Annotated in this window: 20 protein-coding genes; 19 read left to right on the top strand and 1 reads right to left on the bottom strand. The window is 65.6% G+C overall.

Annotation, left to right across the window (positions count from 1 at the left end; translation table 11 throughout):
- Nucleotides 1-9: 9 nt before the first annotated feature.
- The 18 genes from QRN70_RS20620 to QRN70_RS20535 are packed head-to-tail and all read left to right on the top strand — an operon-like array spanning nucleotide 10 to nucleotide 16,799.
- Nucleotides 10-264 carry an acyl carrier protein gene (locus QRN70_RS20620; protein ID WP_085701088.1) on the top strand — a complete coding sequence of 85 codons (255 nt, stop codon included), beginning with the start codon at nucleotides 10-12 and terminating at the stop codon, nucleotides 262-264.
- Nucleotides 261-806 (top strand): COG4648 family protein, encoded by a 546-nt coding sequence (locus QRN70_RS20615; protein WP_285419743.1) that lies wholly within the window; start codon nucleotides 261-263, stop codon nucleotides 804-806. Before QRN70_RS20620 ends, QRN70_RS20615 begins: the two co-directional genes overlap by 4 nt.
- Nucleotides 803-2,482 carry an acyl-CoA synthetase family protein gene (locus QRN70_RS20610; RefSeq protein ID WP_285419742.1) on the top strand — a complete coding sequence of 560 codons (1,680 nt, stop codon included), beginning with the start codon at nucleotides 803-805 and terminating at the stop codon, nucleotides 2,480-2,482. Before QRN70_RS20615 ends, QRN70_RS20610 begins: the two co-directional genes overlap by 4 nt.
- Nucleotides 2,475-3,209: a glycosyltransferase family 2 protein gene (locus QRN70_RS20605; protein WP_285419741.1), complete on the top strand. Its 735-nt coding sequence runs from the start codon at nucleotides 2,475-2,477 to the stop codon at nucleotides 3,207-3,209. The genes QRN70_RS20610 and QRN70_RS20605 overlap by 8 nt, the downstream gene beginning before the upstream one ends.
- Nucleotides 3,206-4,153 (top strand): lysophospholipid acyltransferase family protein, encoded by a 948-nt coding sequence (locus tag QRN70_RS20600; protein ID WP_285419740.1) that lies wholly within the window; start codon nucleotides 3,206-3,208, stop codon nucleotides 4,151-4,153. Before QRN70_RS20605 ends, QRN70_RS20600 begins: the two co-directional genes overlap by 4 nt.
- Nucleotides 4,134-5,678, top strand: a complete 1,545-nt coding sequence (locus QRN70_RS20595) for an HAL/PAL/TAL family ammonia-lyase (protein WP_285419739.1) — start codon at nucleotides 4,134-4,136, stop codon at nucleotides 5,676-5,678. Before QRN70_RS20600 ends, QRN70_RS20595 begins: the two co-directional genes overlap by 20 nt.
- Nucleotides 5,671-6,096, top strand: coding sequence for an acyl-CoA thioesterase (locus QRN70_RS20590; RefSeq protein ID WP_285419738.1), 426 nt, complete (start codon nucleotides 5,671-5,673; stop codon nucleotides 6,094-6,096). The genes QRN70_RS20595 and QRN70_RS20590 overlap by 8 nt, the downstream gene beginning before the upstream one ends.
- On the top strand, nucleotides 6,093-6,695 hold the full coding sequence (locus QRN70_RS20585) for an outer membrane lipoprotein carrier protein LolA (protein ID WP_285419737.1): 603 nt from the start codon (nucleotides 6,093-6,095) through the stop codon (nucleotides 6,693-6,695). The genes QRN70_RS20590 and QRN70_RS20585 overlap by 4 nt, the downstream gene beginning before the upstream one ends.
- A complete protein-coding gene (locus QRN70_RS20580; RefSeq protein WP_285419736.1) occupies nucleotides 6,679-9,018 on the top strand; it encodes an MMPL family transporter in 2,340 nt (779 codons plus the stop codon). The genes QRN70_RS20585 and QRN70_RS20580 overlap by 17 nt, the downstream gene beginning before the upstream one ends.
- Entirely contained in the window at nucleotides 9,015-10,178 is a 1,164-nt protein-coding gene (locus QRN70_RS20575; RefSeq protein ID WP_285419735.1) for a cation:proton antiporter, read from the top strand. Before QRN70_RS20580 ends, QRN70_RS20575 begins: the two co-directional genes overlap by 4 nt.
- Nucleotides 10,165-11,412: an NAD(P)/FAD-dependent oxidoreductase gene (locus QRN70_RS20570; protein WP_285419734.1), complete on the top strand. Its 1,248-nt coding sequence runs from the start codon at nucleotides 10,165-10,167 to the stop codon at nucleotides 11,410-11,412. The genes QRN70_RS20575 and QRN70_RS20570 overlap by 14 nt, the downstream gene beginning before the upstream one ends.
- The gene (locus tag QRN70_RS20565) at nucleotides 11,409-12,134 is read left to right on the top strand and encodes a class I SAM-dependent methyltransferase (RefSeq protein ID WP_285419733.1); all 726 of its coding nucleotides are present in this window, start codon (nucleotides 11,409-11,411) and stop codon (nucleotides 12,132-12,134) included. The genes QRN70_RS20570 and QRN70_RS20565 overlap by 4 nt, the downstream gene beginning before the upstream one ends.
- Complete coding sequence (locus QRN70_RS20560) at nucleotides 12,134-12,724, top strand: hypothetical protein (protein ID WP_285419732.1); 591 nt, start codon at nucleotides 12,134-12,136, stop codon at nucleotides 12,722-12,724. The genes QRN70_RS20565 and QRN70_RS20560 overlap by 1 nt, the downstream gene beginning before the upstream one ends.
- Entirely contained in the window at nucleotides 12,721-13,917 is a 1,197-nt protein-coding gene (locus QRN70_RS20555; RefSeq protein ID WP_285419731.1) for a beta-ketoacyl-[acyl-carrier-protein] synthase family protein, read from the top strand. The genes QRN70_RS20560 and QRN70_RS20555 overlap by 4 nt, the downstream gene beginning before the upstream one ends.
- Nucleotides 13,914-14,378 carry a hotdog family protein gene (locus tag QRN70_RS20550; RefSeq protein WP_285419730.1) on the top strand — a complete coding sequence of 155 codons (465 nt, stop codon included), beginning with the start codon at nucleotides 13,914-13,916 and terminating at the stop codon, nucleotides 14,376-14,378. The genes QRN70_RS20555 and QRN70_RS20550 overlap by 4 nt, the downstream gene beginning before the upstream one ends.
- Nucleotides 14,371-15,099, top strand: coding sequence for a 3-ketoacyl-ACP reductase FabG2 (locus tag QRN70_RS20545; protein ID WP_285419729.1), 729 nt, complete (start codon nucleotides 14,371-14,373; stop codon nucleotides 15,097-15,099). Before QRN70_RS20550 ends, QRN70_RS20545 begins: the two co-directional genes overlap by 8 nt.
- The gene (locus QRN70_RS20540) at nucleotides 15,099-16,325 is read left to right on the top strand and encodes a beta-ketoacyl-ACP synthase (RefSeq protein WP_285419728.1); all 1,227 of its coding nucleotides are present in this window, start codon (nucleotides 15,099-15,101) and stop codon (nucleotides 16,323-16,325) included. Before QRN70_RS20545 ends, QRN70_RS20540 begins: the two co-directional genes overlap by 1 nt.
- Before the next feature lie 30 nt (nucleotides 16,326-16,355).
- Nucleotides 16,356-16,799, top strand: a complete 444-nt coding sequence (locus QRN70_RS20535; RefSeq protein ID WP_285419727.1) for an excinuclease — start codon at nucleotides 16,356-16,358, stop codon at nucleotides 16,797-16,799.
- Nucleotides 16,800-17,008: 209 nt separating this feature from the next.
- Here QRN70_RS20535 and QRN70_RS20530 read toward each other — a convergent pair whose 3' ends face one another.
- Nucleotides 17,009-17,392: a type II toxin-antitoxin system PemK/MazF family toxin gene (locus QRN70_RS20530; RefSeq protein ID WP_350224503.1), complete on the bottom strand. Its 384-nt coding sequence runs from the start codon at nucleotides 17,390-17,392 to the stop codon at nucleotides 17,009-17,011.
- A gap of 225 nt (nucleotides 17,393-17,617) precedes the next feature.
- On the opposite strand from QRN70_RS20530, the gene QRN70_RS20525 reads away from it, so the two are divergent.
- Nucleotides 17,618-18,055, top strand: coding sequence for an excinuclease (locus QRN70_RS20525; protein ID WP_285419725.1), 438 nt, complete (start codon nucleotides 17,618-17,620; stop codon nucleotides 18,053-18,055).
- The last annotated feature ends 61 nt before the right edge of the window (nucleotides 18,056-18,116 follow it).

Genomic DNA, 18,116 nt, shown 5'->3' with positions numbered 1-18,116 from the left:
GACCGGACCATGCAAACTCGTGACGACATCTTCAACACCCTGCGCGATGCCTTGGTCGAGCTGTTCGAACTGGACCCGGCGCGTGTGAGCCTGGACTCCAACCTGTATCAGGACCTGGAAATCGACAGCATCGACGCCGTCGACCTGATCGATCACATCAAACGCCAGACCGGCAAGAAAATCGCCGCCGAAGAATTCAAGTCGGTGCGCACTGTCAGCGACGTGGTCGAGGCGGTCTACCGTCTGGTTCAACCGGCCGCATGAGCCGACTGATCGGCCTCGGCCTGCTGCTGGCCGGCCTGCTGTACCCCTTTGCGGTGTATTTCGGCATGGAGCACTTCGCGCCGTGGCAATTCGGCCTGCTGCTGGGCAGCCTGTGGCTGGCCCGCGCGCTGACCGGCGAGCGCAAGCCCGGCAGCCTGTGGATGGCTGGCGTGGCGATCGTGTTCTGCCTGCTGCTGGCGGCGTTCGACAGTCCGCTGTTGCTGCGCTGGTACCCGGTGCTGATCAGCGGCTTCATGCTGGCGCTGTTCGGTCTGAGCCTGCTTTACGGACCGCCGATGGTCGAGCGCCTGGCGCGCCTGCGCGAGCCGCAGCTGCCGCCCGCGGCGATCCGCTATACGCGCCAGGTCACGGTGGCCTGGAGCGTGTTTTTCTTCTGCAACGGTCTGTGCGCCGCGCTGCTGACCCTGTGGGCGCCGCTGCACTGGTGGATGTTGTACACCGGCCTGATCTCCTACGGATTGATCGGCCTGATGTTTGCCATTGAATGGCTGATACGACAACGGGTAAGAGGTCACCCATGAACTGGATAAGACTTGAGCAGCTGTTGCTCAAGGAACTGCCGGCCCGCGCGGTCACCTGCGCGCCGGCACTCGATCATGCCCGACTGCGTGAACAGGCCCTGGGCCTGGCGGCGGGCCTGCAGGCGCGTGGCGTGCAGCGCATGGCCGTGCACCTGGAAGACGCCGCCGAACTGGCGGTCGCCCTGCTCGGCGCCTGGCGTGCCGGGGTCAGCGTGCTGCTGCCGGCGGATCTGCAGCCGCAGACCCGCCAGCGCTGGGCGGCCGAGGTTGATCTGTGGCTGACCGATCACAGCGACGACGCGCAGCTGATCGATCTGCAGCAGGCGCCGCTGACCGCCGCCGAGCTGAACCTCGACCATTGCCACCTGAGCCTGTGCACCTCCGGTTCCAGCGGCGAACCCAAGCGCATCGACAAGACCCTGCGCCAACTGGCCAACGAAGTCGAAGCCCTCGAGCACCTGTGGGGCGCCGAGCTGGGTCAGGCGTGGATCATTGGCAGCGTCGCCACCCAGCACATCTACGGCTTGCTGTTTCGCGTGCTCTGGCCGCTGTGCGCCGGACGGCCGTTTCTGCGCCGCCAACTGGCGTTTCCCGAAGACCTGCAACGCGCCAGCCGCGAGCACCCGGCATTCGCCTGGGTGGCCAGCCCGGCGCTGCTCAAGCGCATGGGCGACAACCTCGATTGGCCGGCCCTGAGCGCCGTGCGCCGGGTGTTTTCCTCCGGCGGTGCGCTGCCGTTCGAGGCGGCGCAGAGCCTGCACCGACGTCTGCAGCAGTGGCCGACGGAAATCCTCGGCAGCTCGGAAACCGGCGGCATCGCCTGGCGTCAGGGCCAGGCGCTGTGGCAACCGTTCGCCGGCGTCGAGCTGAGCCAGGATGAGCACGGCGCCCTGTTGATCGCTTCGCCGTACCTGCCCGCCGGCCATGTCGAACACACCGCCGACGCCGCGCGCATCGCCGCCGATGGGCGCTTCGAACTGCTCGGGCGGCTGGACCGGATCGTCAAACTGGAAGAAAAACGCATCTCCCTGCCGATGCTCGAACAGGCGCTGGTTGCCCACGACTGGGTCGCCGAAGCGCGCCTGGGCGTGGTGCAGGAAAACCGCGCGTCCCTCGGCGCCTTGCTGGTGCTCAGCGACGCCGGGCTGTTTGCCTTGCGCGAACACGGCCGACGCCACCTCTGTGAAACCCTGCGCCGCCACCTCGCCCAGCATTGCGAGACCCTGGCCCTGCCACGGCGCTGGCGCCTGTTGCGGCAATTGCCGCTCAATGCCCAGGGCAAACTGCCCCAGGCCGACGTGGAAGCCCTGCTGCTGGCGCCTCGACCAAAGACGCCGCAGGTGCTCGAACAGACCGAGACCGATGGCGAATGGAGCCTGCAACTGAGCGTTCCGCCAGATCTGGCCTACTTCAGCGGGCATTTCCCCAAGGCCCCGGTGCTGCCTGGTGTGGTGCAGGTGGAGTGGGCGCTTGACCTGGCTCGGCAACTGCTGAACCTGACCGGCGCATTCGCCGGCATGGAAGTGCTGAAGTTCCAGCAACTGGTGCGTCCCGGCGATGAAGTCCAGTTGCACCTGCGCTTCGACGCCGAGCGCGGCAAGCTGTATTTCGCCTATCGCAATGCCACGGCCACCTGCTCCAGCGGGCGCATTCTGCTGGGGACGACCGATGCATAAGCCGTGCGCCGTGATCCCGGTCTACAACCATGAAACCGCGATCACCACCGTGGTCGACGCCCTGCTCGACCAGGGTCTGCCGTGCATTCTGGTCGACGACGCCAGCCGCCAGTCCTGCGCCCGGGTGCTGGACCTGCTCGCCGAACGCGACAACGTGCAGCTGGTACGGCTGACCGCCAACCAGGGCAAGGGCGGCGCGGTGATGACCGGCCTGCGCGAAGCCGCGCGGCTCGGCTTCAGCCATGCCCTGCAGGTCGATGCCGACGGCCAGCACGACTTGCAGGACGTGCGCCGTTTCCTCGACGAGTCCCGCGCGCATCCGCAGGCGTTGATTTGCGGCTACCCGCTGTACGACGCCAGCGTGCCCAAGGGGCGCCTGTACGCACGCTACCTGACCCACGTGATGGTGTGGATCAACAGCCTGTCGCTGCAGATTCGCGATTCGATGTGCGGCTTTCGCGTGTATCCACTGCGCCCGACGCTGGCCGTGATCGACACGGCGCGGGTCGGCAAGCGCATGGACTTCGACTCCGACATCCTCGTGCGCCTGGCCTGGCGCAACCAGCCGATGCGCTGGCTGCAGACCAGCGTGCACTACCCGCTGGACGGCGTGTCGCACTTTCGCCTGTTCCACGACAACGTGCTGATTTCGAGCATGCACACGCGGCTGTTCTTCGGCATGTTGCTGCGCTTGCCGGTGCTCCTATGGCGACGGTGGCGGGCATGAGCGTCGACACTGACCGCAAGCACTGGGCTGACCGCGAAGAGCGCGGCAGTTTCCTGCTGATGAAATTCACCGCGTTCGCCGCCAGAGTCCTCGGCCGCCGCCTGCTGAGCCCGCTGCTGTACGGCATCGTCCTGTACTTCTTCCTGTGCGGCCGCACCGCGCGGCGCAGTGCCTGGCAGTACCAGCAGCGGCTGGCCGCCTGGAGCGGCCGCGACGATTTGCGCCCGAGCCATGGGCGGGTGTTCGGCCAGTTCATGGCCTTCGCCGACTCGCTGCTGGACAAGCTCGACGTGTGGAACGGCAAGCTGCGCATCGAGCAGATCGAAATCATCGACCCGGCGCTGCTGCGCGATCAGTTGCGCGGCAGTCGCGGGCAACTGCTGGTCGGCGCGCACCTGGGCAATCTCGAGGTGTGCCGGGCGCTGGCGGAGATCGGCGAAAAGGTCACCATGAACGTGCTGGTGCACACCAAGCATGCCGAACAGTTCAACCGTCTGCTGGGCGAGGCCGGGGCGACCAATCTGCGCCTGATCCAGGTCAGCGAACTCGACCCGGTGATCATGCTGCAACTGCACGAACGCCTGGAGCGCGGCGAATGGCTGGCGATTGCCGGCGACCGCGTGCCGCTGCATGGCGGCCGCCGTGTCACCGTGGACTTCCTCGGCCACCCGGCTGCGTTCCCGCAAGGTCCGTGGCTGCTCGCCGGTCTGCTGAAATGCCCGGTCAATCTGCTGATGTGCCTGAAACAGCCGGACGGCCACTATCGCCTGACTCTCGAACCGTTTGCCGACAGCGTGGCGTGGAAGCGCAGCGAGCGCGAGCAGGTCATTCATCAGTGGGCCAGCCGTTATGCCCAGCGCCTGAGTCACTATTGCCTCGAAGCGCCACGCCAATGGTTCAACTTTTACCCTTTCTGGAAGACCGATGACGACGCCAATCCCTGAGCCGGTAACTTTCGGCGAACGCCCTTTGCGCATCGAAGACGTGCTGGCCCTGGCCAACCGTCAGGCGCCCGTGCAGCTGCAGAGCGACGCCGACTATCGCGAACGCATCGCCAAGGGCGCGCGGTTCCTCGATTCGCTGCTGGACAAGGAAGGCGTCATCTACGGCGTGACCACCGGTTACGGCGACTCCTGCGTGGTCGCGGTGCCGCTGCACCACGTCGAGGCCCTGCCCCGCCACCTGTACACGTTCCATGGCTGTGGCCTGGGCAAACTGCTCGACGCGCAGGCCACCCGCGCGGTGCTCGCCGCGCGTTTGCAGTCGCTGTGCCACGGCGTGTCCGGGGTGCGCATGGAACTGCTGGAACGCCTGCACGCCTTCCTCGAACACGACATCCTGCCGCTGATTCCGGAAGAAGGCTCGGTCGGCGCCAGCGGTGACCTGACGCCGCTGTCCTATGTCGCGGCCACCCTCTCCGGCGAGCGTGAAGTGCTGTTCCGTGGCGAGCGCCGCCAGGCTGCCGACGTGCACCGCGAACTGGGCTGGACACCGCTGGTGCTGCGCCCGAAAGAAGCGCTGGCGCTGATGAACGGCACCGCGGTGATGACTGGCCTCGCCTGCCTGGCCTACGCCCGCGCCGATTACCTGCTGCAACTGGCCACGCGCATCACCGCGTTGAACGTGGTGGCGTTGCAGGGCAATCCGGAGCACTTCGACGAACGCCTGTTCGCCGCCAAGCCACACCCGGGGCAATTGCAGGTTGCCGCATGGCTGCGCAAGGACCTGGCGATCGACGCCCCGACCGCGCCGTTGCATCGCTTGCAGGATCGCTACTCGCTGCGCTGCGCCCCGCATGTGCTCGGCGTACTCGCCGACAGCCTGAACTGGCTGCGTGCGTTCATCGAGACCGAACTCAACAGCGCCAACGACAACCCGATCATCGACGCCGAAGCCGAGCGCGTGCTGCACGGCGGGCATTTCTACGGCGGGCATATCGCGTTCGCCATGGACAGCCTGAAAAACCTCGTGGCCAACGTCGCCGACCTGCTCGACCGCCAGCTCGCGCTGCTGGTCGACGAACGCTACAACCATGGCCTGCCGAGCAACCTGTCCGGCGCCAGCGCCGAGCGGGCAATGCTCAACCACGGCTTCAAGGCGGTACAGATCGGTGCCAGCGCCTGGACCGCCGAGGCGCTGAAGAACACCATGCCGGCCAGCGTGTTCTCGCGCTCCACCGAGTGCCACAACCAGGACAAGGTCAGCATGGGCACCATCGCCGCCCGCGACGCGATCCGCGTGCTGGAGCTGACCGAACAGGTCGCCGCCGCCACGCTGCTCGCGGCCAATCAGGGCGTGTGGTTGCGGGGTCGCGATGAAAATGCGCGACCGCTGCCACCTTCGCTGGCGGCCATGCACGAAGAGCTGGCCAAGGACTTCCCGCCGGTCATCGAAGACCGCGCGCTGGAGGGCGAGCTGCGCCTGTGCCTGCAACGCATCGCCGAACAACACTGGAGGCTGCATGCGTAGCGCCGGAGTGCTGCACGCCGACACGGAAATCCTCGTGCCGTTCTTTGACGTCGACACCATGCACGTGGTCTGGCACGGGCATTACGTCAAATACCTGGAAGTGGCGCGTTGCGCGCTGCTCGACAAGATCGGCCACAACTACCAGCACATGGTCGATTCGGGCTACGCCTGGCCGGTGATCGACCTGCAACTGCGCTACGTGCGCGGCGCGGTGTTCGGGCAGCGGCTGAACGTGCGCGCCAGTCTGGTGGAATGGGAAAACCGCCTGAAGATTCACTACCTGATCACCGACGCCCAGACCGGTGAACGCCTGACCCGCGCCAGTTCGGTGCAGGTCGCTGTCGAAGTGAGCAACCGCGAGATGCAACTCGCTTCGCCGAAAGTCTTCACCGATGCTGTGGAAAGGATGCTGCGATGAATATATTTGTGAAATTCCTCGGGGCCTTGGCGTTGCTGGGGCTGTCGTCGCTGGCCAACGCCTTCGACCTGCAACAGCTGAGTGCTCAACTGGCGAAACCGGACGTGATCCACGGCCAGTTCATCCAGGAAAAGCACCTGCGCGCCCTGCCCCAGCCGCTGATCAGCAAGGGCAGTTTTGTCCTGGCGAAAAACCACGGCCTGCTGTGGCTGCTGAAAACCCCGCTGCAGCAGGACTACCGCATCAGCGCCAAGGGCATCGCCCGGCGTGACGCCAATGGCTGGCAACTGCTGCCGAACAAGAGCGCCGGGGCCGAGCAGAACCGACTGTTCCTCGCGGTGTTGCAAGGCGACAGCAGTGGCCTGCAACGGGATTTCGAACTGGCCCTGAGCGGCGATGCGCAGCAATGGCAACTGACCCTGACGCCGCGCTCGGTGCTGCTCAAGCAGGTCTTCAATCAGATCAATATCAGCGGCGGCACGTTAGTGAACACCATCGAGCTGCTGGAAACCCAGGGCGACAGCACCGTACTGCGCATGCAGGACAGCACCGCCGGGCAGCCATTGAGCGACGCGGAGCAACATGACTTTGCCGAGTGAACGCAGGCTGCCCTGGCTGTTTCTGATCCTGCTGCTGGCCGTTGCCGCACTGGGCGCCTGGCAGTGGCGCGACGGTGCACCGCTGTCGGCCAACCTCATGGAACTGGTGCCCGGCACCCACCCGGACGCCCTCGAACTGCGCGCCGAGCAGCGCATGCAGGAACCGCTGAACCGGGAAATGCTGGTGCTGGTCGGCCACAGCGATCGCCAGCAAGCCATCGCCATGGCCCAGACCCTCGGCGAGCAATGGCAGGCCAGCGGGCTGTTTGAAAAAGTGCAGTGGAACCTGCAGGCCGATCTGCCCGCCCTGCGCACGCAGTTGCTGCAAGGACGCCTGGCGATGCTCGGGGCGCAGGATCGTCAGCAATTGATCGATCACCCGGACGCCTTTATCCAGCAGCGGGTGCAAGCGTTGTTCGACCCGTTCAGCGGCTTCAGCCTGGTGCCGAGCGAGGACGATTGGCTGGGCCTGACCGGACGCATCCAGAACAGCCAGCCGCAGCACGGCTCGGTGCAACTGGACATCGGCAGCGGCGCACTGATCGCCGCGGCCGACGGCAAGCACTGGGTGCTGCTGCGCGCACGCACCACCGGCAATGCCTTCGACATGAACCTGCCGCTGCAGGTCGCCGCGCTGCTGCAACACAGCCGCGAGCAGGCGGCACGCGCCGAAGTGCAACTGCTCGCCGCCAGTGGCCTGCTGTACGCGGCCAACGGGCAGCAGCAGGCCACCCGCGAGATGACCTGGGTCGGTGGCGGCGCCACCCTCGGCATTCTCCTGCTGCTGTTGCTCGCTTTCCGCCGCTGGCGCGTGCTGCTGGCCTTCATCCCGGTGCTGGTCGGCATGCTGTTCGGCATGGTCGCCTGCGTGGCACTGTTCGGCCATATGCATGTGATGACCCTGGTGCTCGGCTCGAGCCTGATCGGCGTGGCGGTGGATTATCCGCTGCACTACCTGTCCAAGAGCTGGAGCCTAAAGCCCTGGCGCAGCTGGCCGGCCCTGCGCCTGACCGTGTCCGGGCTGACGCTGAGCCTGCTCACCAGTGCCATCGGCTACCTGGCGCTGGCCTGGACGCCGTTCCCGGCGCTGACGCAGATCGCCGTGTTCTCTGCCGCCGGTCTGCTCGGCGCCTACCTGGCGGCGGTGTGCCTGTTGCCGGCGCTGCTGGCCAACCTCCAATTGCGTCCGGCGCAATGGCCGCTGACCCTGGCCGAGCGTCTGCTGCGCTGGCGCGAACAACTGCTGCGCCATGTGCGCACGCCGGTGCTGCTGGCGCTGCTGATCGCGTTCTGCGTCGGCGGCCTGCTGCAACTCGACACCCGCAACGACATCCGCCAGTGGGTCGGTGCGCCGCAACGCCTGACCGACGAAGCACAGGCCATCGCACGCATCACCGGTTACCAGCCCACCAGCCAGTTCTTCCTGGTGCGCGCCGCCGACCAGCAGCAACTGCTCGAGCGTCAGGCGGCGCTGAGCGAACGCCTGGAGCAACTGGTCAACCTCGACAAATTGCAGGGTTATCTGGCGCTCAATCAACTGGTCAGCCCGCCCGCTCAGCAGACGCAGGTGCGTGAGGCGCTGCAAAGCCTGCCACGCTTCTGGCAGCCCTTGCTCGAACTCGGCGTGCCGCAAGCGGCCCTGCAAGCAGAGCTGACACGCTTGCAGGCGCTGCCGCTCGAAGACATCGACGCAGCACTGGCCGGGCCGCTGGGCGAGCCCTACCGCGCCCTGTGGCTCGGTCCGACCGGCGATGGCGTGGCAGCGATGGTCAGCCTGCAAGGCCTGAACAACCCGGCCCTGCTGCGGGTGCAGGCGCTGGATCTGCCCGGGGTGACGCTGGTCGATCGCCTCGGCGAATTGAACAAAGTCTTCGCCCAGACACAGATCAGCGCCGCCGAGCTGAAACTGGCCTCCTGCGTGCTGATCGTGCTGGTGCTGATCCTGCCGTTCGGCGTCGGTGGCGCGCTGCGCATCGTCGCCCTGCCGCTGCTCGCCGCGCTGTGCAGCCTGGCCAGTCTCGGCTGGCTCGGCCAGCCGCTGACCCTGTTCAGCCTGTTCGGTCTGCTGCTGGTGACGGCGATCAGCGTCGACTACGCCATCCTCATGCGCGAGCAGGTGGGCGGCGCGGCGGTCAGCCTGCTCGGGACCTTGCTCGCGGCCGTGACCACCTGGCTGTCGTTCGGCCTGCTGGCGGTGTCGAGCACCCCGGCGGTGAGCAACTTCGGCTTGGCGGTCAGCCTCGGCCTGGCGTTCAGCTTCATGCTGGCGCCGTGGGCGGGGCGTCATGTGCACGCCAGCGCCGTCGCGGAGCCGGCAGCATGATGGTCGGCGGATTCTGGCTGCTGGCCCTGGCGTTGTTCGCCGTGGCCACCCGCGTCGGTCGGCATTTCAGCCTGATCCCGATTGTCAGTCAGTTGCTGCTGGCCAGCTTCGGCCTGCCGCTGCTGATGTACTTCTGGATCGAACCGGGCTGGCAACTGAGCGGCGCGCAACTGATCGCACCGGCGTGGCTGAAGAACCTCTACAGCCTGAGTTTTGCCGTGCTGCTGGGGCACATCCTCAGCGACGTGATCGACCTGCGCCTGGATCGCCAGAGCGTGAAAATCGCCGTGCCGAGTTTCGCCGTGCCGTTCGTCTGCGGTCTTGCGGCGGCGTATTGGCTGTTGCCGGCGCAGCCGTGGCTCAATTCGCTGGCCATCGGCCTGGTGTTCGCCATCACCGCGATCCCGGTGCTGTACCTGTACCTGCGCCACATCGACTACCCGCCCGCCGCCACCCGGCGCCTGGTGCAGACCGCCATCCTCATCGACCTGACCTGCTGGACGCTGTTTGGCCTGGCCCAGGGCAGCCTGCACCTGAGCAGTCTGCTGCTGCCGCTGGGCCTGGCCTGCGTGCCGTTGCTGTTGCGCCTGTTCGGCATTCGCCGGCCACTGACCTACAGCCTGGGCTTCTTCGCGCTGCTGGTGCTGGCCGAACACTACAAGCTCAACGCGCTGATTTTCGGTATCGGTTATCTGCTGTGCATGGCCGCGCTCAAGGTGCCGCTGGTGCTGCCGTTGCCGGCACGCTGGATGAGCCGCTTGCAGACGTGGATTGCCATCCCGCTGATCCTCACTTTCGGCATCGTCCAGATCGACGTGCACAGCGCCCTCGGCAGCCTGAGCGTGGGCCAGTGGGCGGCATTGCTGCTGTTGCCGATCGCGAGCAAGCTGCTCGGCAACTGGCTCGGCCTCCGATGGGCCGGGGCGTCGTTCGCGGGCGCCAGCCGCTGGCGCGAAAGCGTGCTGCTGAACATTCGCGGCTTGAGCGAAATCGTCTTCCTCAACCTGTTGCTGCACCAACAGCTGATCAGTGCGCCGTTGTACTTCGCGCTGATGCTGATGGGCCTGATCGCGACGTTGCTGCCGGCCCTGACCGGCCTGCACCGCGCATCCGTGCAGACCATTGCCGTCCCGCCAAGGAGCTCGCGTGCCAATCGCTGAAATGCAATCCCGCCAGGTGGTGATCATCGGCGCCGGCCCGTCCGGGACCATTGCCGCGGCGCTGCTCAAGCGCAAGGGCCACGATGTGCTGGTGCTCGAACGCCAGCATTTCCCAAGGTTTTCCATCGGCGAAAGCCTGCTCAGCCATTGTCTGGATTTCGTCGAGGAAGCGGGCATGCTCGACGCGGTGAACGCCGCCGGATTCCAGCGCAAGACCGGCGCCGCATTCGCCTGGGGCGAGCGCTACAGCGCCTTCGATTTCAGCGACACCTTCAGCGCCGGCAAACCGACCACGTTCCAGGTGCAGCGCGCGGATTTCGACAAGCTGCTGGCCGATCAGGCCGCGTTGCAAGGCGCGGAAATCCGCTACGGCGACGCCATCGTCAGTGCTGATTTCGAACAGCCCAGACCGCAGCTGCACGTTCAGCGCGAAGATGGCAGCGCGTACTGCGTCGAAGCCGATTTCGTGCTGGATGCCAGTGGCTACGGCCGCGTGCTGTCACGCTTGCTCGATCTGGAAGCCCCATCGAATTTCCCACTGCGCCAGGCGGTGTTCACCCACGTCGAAGATCACATCGACCACCCGGCGTTCGACCGCGAGAAAATCCTCGTCACCACCCATCCCGAGGAGCGCGACATCTGGTTCTGGACGATCCCGTTCAGCAACGGCCGCTGCTCGGTCGGGGTGGTGGCGGCCGCGGAACATTTTTCCGGGCGCGACGCCGACCTCGATGCCTGCCTGCGCGGTTTCATCGCCGAAACCCCAAGCCTGGCCAAGGTGCTGAACAACGCCGTGTGGGACACCCCGGCGCGCACCCTCGGTGGCTACGCGGCCAACGTCAAGACCCTGCACGGCCCGGGGTTTGCCCTGCTGGGCAACGCGGCGGAATTTCTCGACCCGGTGTTCTCCTCCGGCGTGACCATCGCCATGCGCTCGGCGAGCATGGCTGCCAGCGTGCTGCATCGGCAGTTGCAGGGCGAGGCCGTCGACTGGCAGAGCGAGTTCGCCGAACCGCTGAAACGCGGCGTCGACACGTTCCGCTGCTACGTCGAAGGCTGGTACGCCGGCACGTTCCAGGACGTGATTTTCCATGAGCAGGGCTCCGCCGACATCCGCCGCATGATCTGCTCGATCCTTGCCGGTTACGCCTGGGACGAACGCAACCCGTTCGTCAGCGAAGCACGCCGCCGGTTGAAGATGATTTCCGCCCTCTGTGCCAAGGACGCCCCATGAATTACCTGAGCGACAGCTACGTCGCGGAAACCCGGTTCGGCTTCTGGTTCCTGCGCAGCCACACCTGGCAGCACCACGTGCTGCGCGTGGCAATCAACGATCTGCGTGGTTTGTTCAGCGCCGGGTTGCCGGCCAATCCGGTGCTGCTGGACGCCGGTTGCGGCCAGGGCAAGTCGTTCCGCCATCTGCAGCAGACCTTCGCCCCGCAGCGCCTGATCGGCGTCGATGCCGACCCGCACAGCCTGGAGCTGAGTGCCGCTGAAGCCGCGCGCCAGGGTTTCGCCGTCGAACTGATCGGCAGCGACTGCGCGAACCTCGACGTGGCGGACGCCAGCGTCGACCTGTTGTTCTGTCACCAGACCTTCCATCATCTGGTCGAGCAGGAAAAAGCCCTCGCCGAGTTCTACCGCGTGCTGAAACCGGGCGGTTATCTGCTGTTCGCGGAGTCGACCGAGGCCTACATTGATACCTGGGTGATCCGCTGGCTGTTCCGCCACCCGATGCACGTGCAAAAGAGTGCCGCGCAGTACCTGCAGATGATTCGCCAGCAAGGGTTTCAGTTCACTGAGCAGAACGTCTCCTACCCGTACCTGTGGTGGAGCCGGGCGAAGGATTTCGGCCTGCTGGAGCGATTCGGATTGCGCCGGCCGAAGCCGTTTGGCGAGCGTGAGGAGACGTTGGTGAATGTCGTGGCGCGCAAGCCTTTGGCTGAGGATTACTGATGTTGCACATAACCTGTGGGAGCGGGCCTGCTCGCGAAAGCGGTGGGTCAGTTGACATTGATGTCGGACGTGCCGACGCCTTCGCGAGCAAGCCCGCTCCCACAGGGTTTGTGGTGTGGCTGGCATTGTTGGTAACGGCCCTGCTCAGTGGTTGCGCCAGCCAGGCGCCGTTGCCTGTGGACAACCCGACGCTGCCCTTGCCGCTGCAACTGCACATCGAACGCCAACAGGCCGATCAACGTCAGGACTGGTTGCTGGTGATCCAGCGCGAGGGGCCGGGCATCCGCTGGTCGCTGATGGACCCGCTGGGAATTCCCCAGGCCCGGCAGATGCTGATCGACGGTCACTGGCAGGCGGACGGCCTGCTGCCGCCGAATCCAGAGGCCCGTGAGCTGTTTGCCGCGCTGCTGTTCGCCCTGACTCCGCCCGCCGAGCTGGCGCATAATTACCCCGCCGCGCAACAACAGGGCGAGCAACGTGCCCTGCCGGGGCGCTGGACCATCCGTTATGGCCAACCGTTGAGCTTTCAATTGAACCTGCCCCAAGGCCCGCACTATCGCGTCTCCCCGCTCGGAGCGTCGACGCCATGACCGCCTATCTGAATGCCCTCGGCGTGATCTGCGCCCTCGGCCGCGACAAACAGCAAGTGGCACGTAACCTGTTTGCCGGCGATTGCTCGGGCATGCGCCACGAGGCCGGCTGGGTCACGGACCGCGCCGTGCCGGTGGCCGCCGTGCACGACGCGCTGGCGCCGATCCCGCCGGCACTGGCGGAGCAGGCCAGCCGCAACAATCAGTTGCTGCTGGAAGCGGCGCTGCAGATTCGCGCCGACATCGACCAGGCGATCCACACCTACGGTCGCGCTCGCGTCGGCGTCGTGCTCGGCACCAGCACGTCGGGCATCGACGAAGCCAGCCGTGGCCTGGCGCATTACATCCGCGACCAGCAGTTCCCGGCCGACTACGATTACCGCCAGCAGGAACTCGGCGCGCCGGCGACGTTCCTCGCCGACTGGCTGCAACTGAGCGGCCCGGCCTACGTGATTTCCACGGCGTGTACCTCCAGCGCCCGGGCCCTGATGAGCGCCCGGCGCCTGCTTGACCTGGGGCTGTGCGACGCAGTGCTGTGCGGCGGCGTCGACAGCCTGTGCAAACTGACCCTCAACGGTTTCAGTGCACTGGAAGCGGTGTCCGCCGAGCGCTGCAATCCGTTTTCGCGCAACCGCAACGGCATCAACATCGGTGAAGCCGCGGTGCTGTTCGTCATGAGCAGACAGCGCGGCGCCGGCCCGGCCATCGCCCTGCTGGGGGCCGGTGCCAGCTCCGATGCGCATCACATTTCCGCCCCGGAGCCAAACGGCCGCGGCGCTTTACAAGCGATGCAGCAGGCGCTGGATCGCGCGCAGCTGCAAGCGCCGCAGATCAGCTACCTGAACCTGCACGGCACCGCCACCCAGCACAATGACGCCATGGAAAGCCTGGCGGTCGCCACGCTGTTCCCGCAGGGCGTGCCGTGTTCCTCGACCAAACCGCTGACCGGCCACACCCTCGGCGCCGCCGGTGCACTGGAGGCGGCGTTCTGCTGGCTGAGCCTGAGCGCCGACAACCGCGACCAGGCCTTGCCCCCGCATATCTGGGACGGCCAGGCCGATCCGGCCCTGCCGGCACTGCAATGGGTGACCGCGAGCGACCGCCTGGCGTCCATTGCACCGCGCTACCTGATGAGCAATTCGTTTGCCTTCGGCGGCAATAACGTCAGCCTGATTATCGGAGACGCCCCATGAACGACTGGCCGCTCGCCGAACTGCTGCCCCACGCTGGCGACATGATTCTGATCGACCGCATCCTCGCCTTCGACGACGAGCAGATCCGCACCTGCCTGACGGTCAGGCCCGACGGCCTGTTCAACCTGCCCGACGGCAGCCTGCCGGCGTGGGTCGGCGTCGAGCTGATGGCGCAGAGTGTCGCCGCGTTCGCCGGTTGCCATGCGCGGCACAAAGGCAATCCGGTGGAACTCGGCTTTCTGCTCGGCACGCGCAAGTTCACCTGCAACGTCGAGGCGTTCCCGGCCGGCAGCGAGCTGACCATCCATGGCCTCCGCTCGCTGGAAGACGACAACGGCATGGGGGTCTTCGAGTGCCACATCACGGCCCCCGGCATCGAGGCCAGTGCGCGGCTCAACGTGTTCCGTCCGCCGCAGGCCAGCCAATACCTTCAACAATCCAAGGAGTCGCACGATGACTGAATCGATCCTGGTCACCGGCTCCAGCCGTGGCATCGGCCGCGCCATCGCCCTGCGCCTGGCTGCGGCCGGGCATGACCTCGTCCTGCATTGCCGCCACGGCGTGGCCGAGGCGCAGGCAGTGCAAGGCGAAATCCAGGCGCTGGGGCGCCAGGCGCGAATCCTGCAATTCGACGTCGCCGACCGCGAAGCCTGCAGAACCGTCCTCGAAGCCGACGTCGAAACCCACGGCGCCTACTACGGCGTGGTGCTCAACGCCGGCCTGACCCGCGACGGCGCGTTCCCGGCGCTCAGCGATGACGACTGGGACGTGGTCCTGCGCACCAATCTCGACGGGTTCTACAACGTGCTGCACCCGGTGATGATGCCGATGATCCGCCGCCGCGCCGCCGGGCGTATCGTCTGCATCACCTCGGTGTCGGGGTTGATCGGCAATCGTGGCCAGGTCAACTACAGCGCCTCCAAGGCCGGGGTGATCGGCGCGGCGAAGGCCTTGGCGATCGAACTGGCCAAGCGCAGAATCACTGTCAACTGCGTCGCCCCGGGCCTGATCGACACGGCCATGCTCGACGACAACGTGCCGGTGGAAGAACTGCTGAAAATGATCCCCGCGCAACGTATGGGCAGCCCTGAAGAAGTGGCCGGCGCGGTGAATTTCCTGATGTCGGCGGAAGCGTCGTACATCACCCGCCAGGTGCTGGCGGTCAACGGAGGCTTGTGCTGATGAAGCGCGTCGTCGTCACCGGCATGGCCGGCATCACTTCGCTGGGCAGCGACTGGGACACCATCGCCGGCAACTTCGCGGCCAACCGCAGCGGCATCCGCCGGATGGACGAGTGGGACCGCTTCAGCGAACTCAACACGCGCCTGGCCGGGCCTATCGATGATTTCGTCGTGCCGGCCCACTGGACGCGCAAGCAATTGCGCAGCATGGGTCGCGTCTCGCGCCTGGCCGTCGGCGCCGCGGAACAGGCCCTGGCCGATGCCGGCCTGCTCGGCGACGCATCGATCAAGGACGGCCGCATGGGCGTGGCCTGCGGCTCCTCCACCGGCAGTACCGACGAAATCAAGGCGTTCGGCAACATGCTGCTCAACTCGGTGGCCGAAGGCCTCAACGCCAACTCCTACGTGCGGATGATGCCGCACACCACCGCGGCGAACATCAGCATCTTCTTCGGCCTCACCGGACGGCTGATCCCCACCTCCAGCGCCTGCACCAGCGGCAGCCAGGGCATCGGCTACGCCTATGAGGCGATCAAGTTCGGCCGCCTGCCGCTGATGCTCGCCGGCGGTGCCGAAGAACTCTGCCCGACCGAGGCCATGGTGTTCGACGCGCTGTACGCCACCAGCCTGAAAAACGATGCCCCGCACACCAGCCCGCGCCCGTACGACAAGGCTCGCGATGGCTTGGTGATCGGCGAAGGTGGCGGCATGCTGGTGCTCGAGGAACTGCAACACGCGCTGGCCCGGGGTGCGCGGATCCACGCGGAAATCGTCGGTTTCGGCAGCAACGCCGACGGCCAGCACACCACCCGCCCCGAGCAGGTCACCATGCGCCGCGCCATGGAACTGGCCCTGGAGGATGCCGGCCTGACGCCGGACGCCATCGGCTACGTGAACGGTCACGGCACCGCCACCGAACAGGGCGACATCGCCGAAACCCTGGCCACCAGCAGCCTGTTCGGCGAACACATGCCGATCAGCTCGCAGAAGAGTTTCCTCGGCCACACCCTCGGTGCCTGCGGTGCGCTGGAGTCGTGGTTCAGCATCGAAATGCTCAACCGCGACCTGTACGTGCACACGCTCAACCTCGACGAGGTCGACGCGCACTGCGGCAGGCTCGACTACCTGCGCGGCGAATTCCGCCAGATGCACCACGAGTACGTGATGAACAACAACTTCGCCTTCGGCGGGGTCAACACTTCGCTGATTTTCCGTCGCTGGGCCTAACCGCCCTCCATTCAGGTCAAGGAGACCTCCATGCGCTTCAACCCACTCGCCGTCGCCACCCTCCTGCTCTGCGCCGTGCCGGCCGTCAGCCAGGCCCGTGACACGCCGGTCTTCCTGCCGTTCGACAAAGCCGTCGCCGAGACCATCCGCAGCGGCAAGATCGATGGCAGCGTGAAGTTCTACCTGGCCGGCACCAACCCGGCCGGCAAAGTCAGCGTGCTCAGCCCGGGGGCGGTGACCAACAAAAAGACCAACGCCTTCAACAAATCCGACACCGAGGCCTGCGAGTGGGTCGTGCAATCGGCCATCATCAGCCTGCACCAGGCCGCGAAAAACGCCGGTGCCAATGCGGTGACCAACATCGTCAGCTTCTACAAGAGCAACGAACGCAAGGATCCGGCGAACTACGAATGCCACGCTGGCGCAATCATGGCCGGTGTGGCGTTGAAGGGCGATCTGGCGAAAGTGCAGTAACCCCTCGGAAACGACAAAGGGCGCCAATTGGCGCCCTTTCACAAACAGGTCGGCGTGTCATTGCCCTCACCTGTCTGGCTCTGCGATGGCTGGTTGCCCAGGATCCTCAGAGTCTCACAAGCCCCTTGCGGGAACGTCGGCAGTATTGCCCGAAACGGCTTGATGGGCAACGCATGGCAAATCGCTTCAACGCGCCATCTCTGCTGCCACTACAGGCCCAGAGCCTGTCTGACGGCGGCCTTGATCGCGCTGAACTCTTCTGTTGCAAGTTGAGAAATCCGGTACACCCGCCGGCCCTGACGGTCTTTGCTTTTGATTCGATCCAGCCGAGAGAGACTCACCGTAGCGATCATGTCGCACTTTGCCCAACACGTCGAACTTGCGCCCTGAAGATGGCTCGCAAGTTCACAATGGTGCGCGAGTAAACGATCCGGAGCCGTTGTGCTCAGTGGCACCACCGTCACCAAAAGGCTGTTGGTTCTGTGCCTGCGTATCACAACAACGGGCCTGATCTTGACCATTTCGGGGACTTCATAGCCCCTGAAATCGCAGATGAGAATGCTGCCCTCTCTGGGCTGATATCGAAGTGGCATCCGTGACTCGTTGGAGAAAAAGCCGATTTTGCGCAAGAACGAACGCATTCCCTACACCCGTTCCGTTACGCGAAATGTACCAGCGCCAAAAACCGCGGATAGAAGCACCTTTACGCACAGCATCTACACTCGCTCAAGCAGGCCCCGACACCCACTACGCCTGCCGGAACGGCGAGCCCGATCGGTCGAGCACTCGCGGTTCTCTTTCCCGTCAAGGAGATGACCATGCCAGTGCAAGCCCTGATCGTTGCCGTTTTCTTCACGCTTTTACCGGGCGTCAGCCACGCCACCAACCTGATGTACATGCCGTTCGAAACAGTGGTATCGGATGCGCTGCGTGCCGGACGGCTGGATGGCAGTGTGAAGTTTTACCTGGCCGGCAACGGGCCGCAGGGGATTCAGCGCCTGTTGCGCCCGGGGGTGGTCAGCGATCTGGGCACCAACGGTTTCAACAAGAGCGACCACGATTCCTGCGAGTGGGTGTTGCAGTCGAACCTGATCAAGTTGCAGGCCGAGGCCAAGCGGGTCGGGGCCAATGCGGTGACCAATATCGTCAGTTACTACGACCAGCATGTGCGCAAGGATCTGAACACCTACGAGTGCCGGGCCGGGGTTTTCGTGACGCGTGTGGCGTTGAAGGGGGATCTGGTGCGAGTACCCTGAACATTGTGTTGATCGAGCGGACGCTTTCGCGAGCAGGCTCGCTCCCACCTTGGAATGCGTT

This window comes from Pseudomonas sp. efr-133-TYG-5 (assembly GCF_030209175.1).
GTDB lineage: Bacteria > Pseudomonadota > Gammaproteobacteria > Pseudomonadales > Pseudomonadaceae > Aquipseudomonas.
This window is presented reverse-complemented; position numbering and strand designations above follow the sequence as displayed.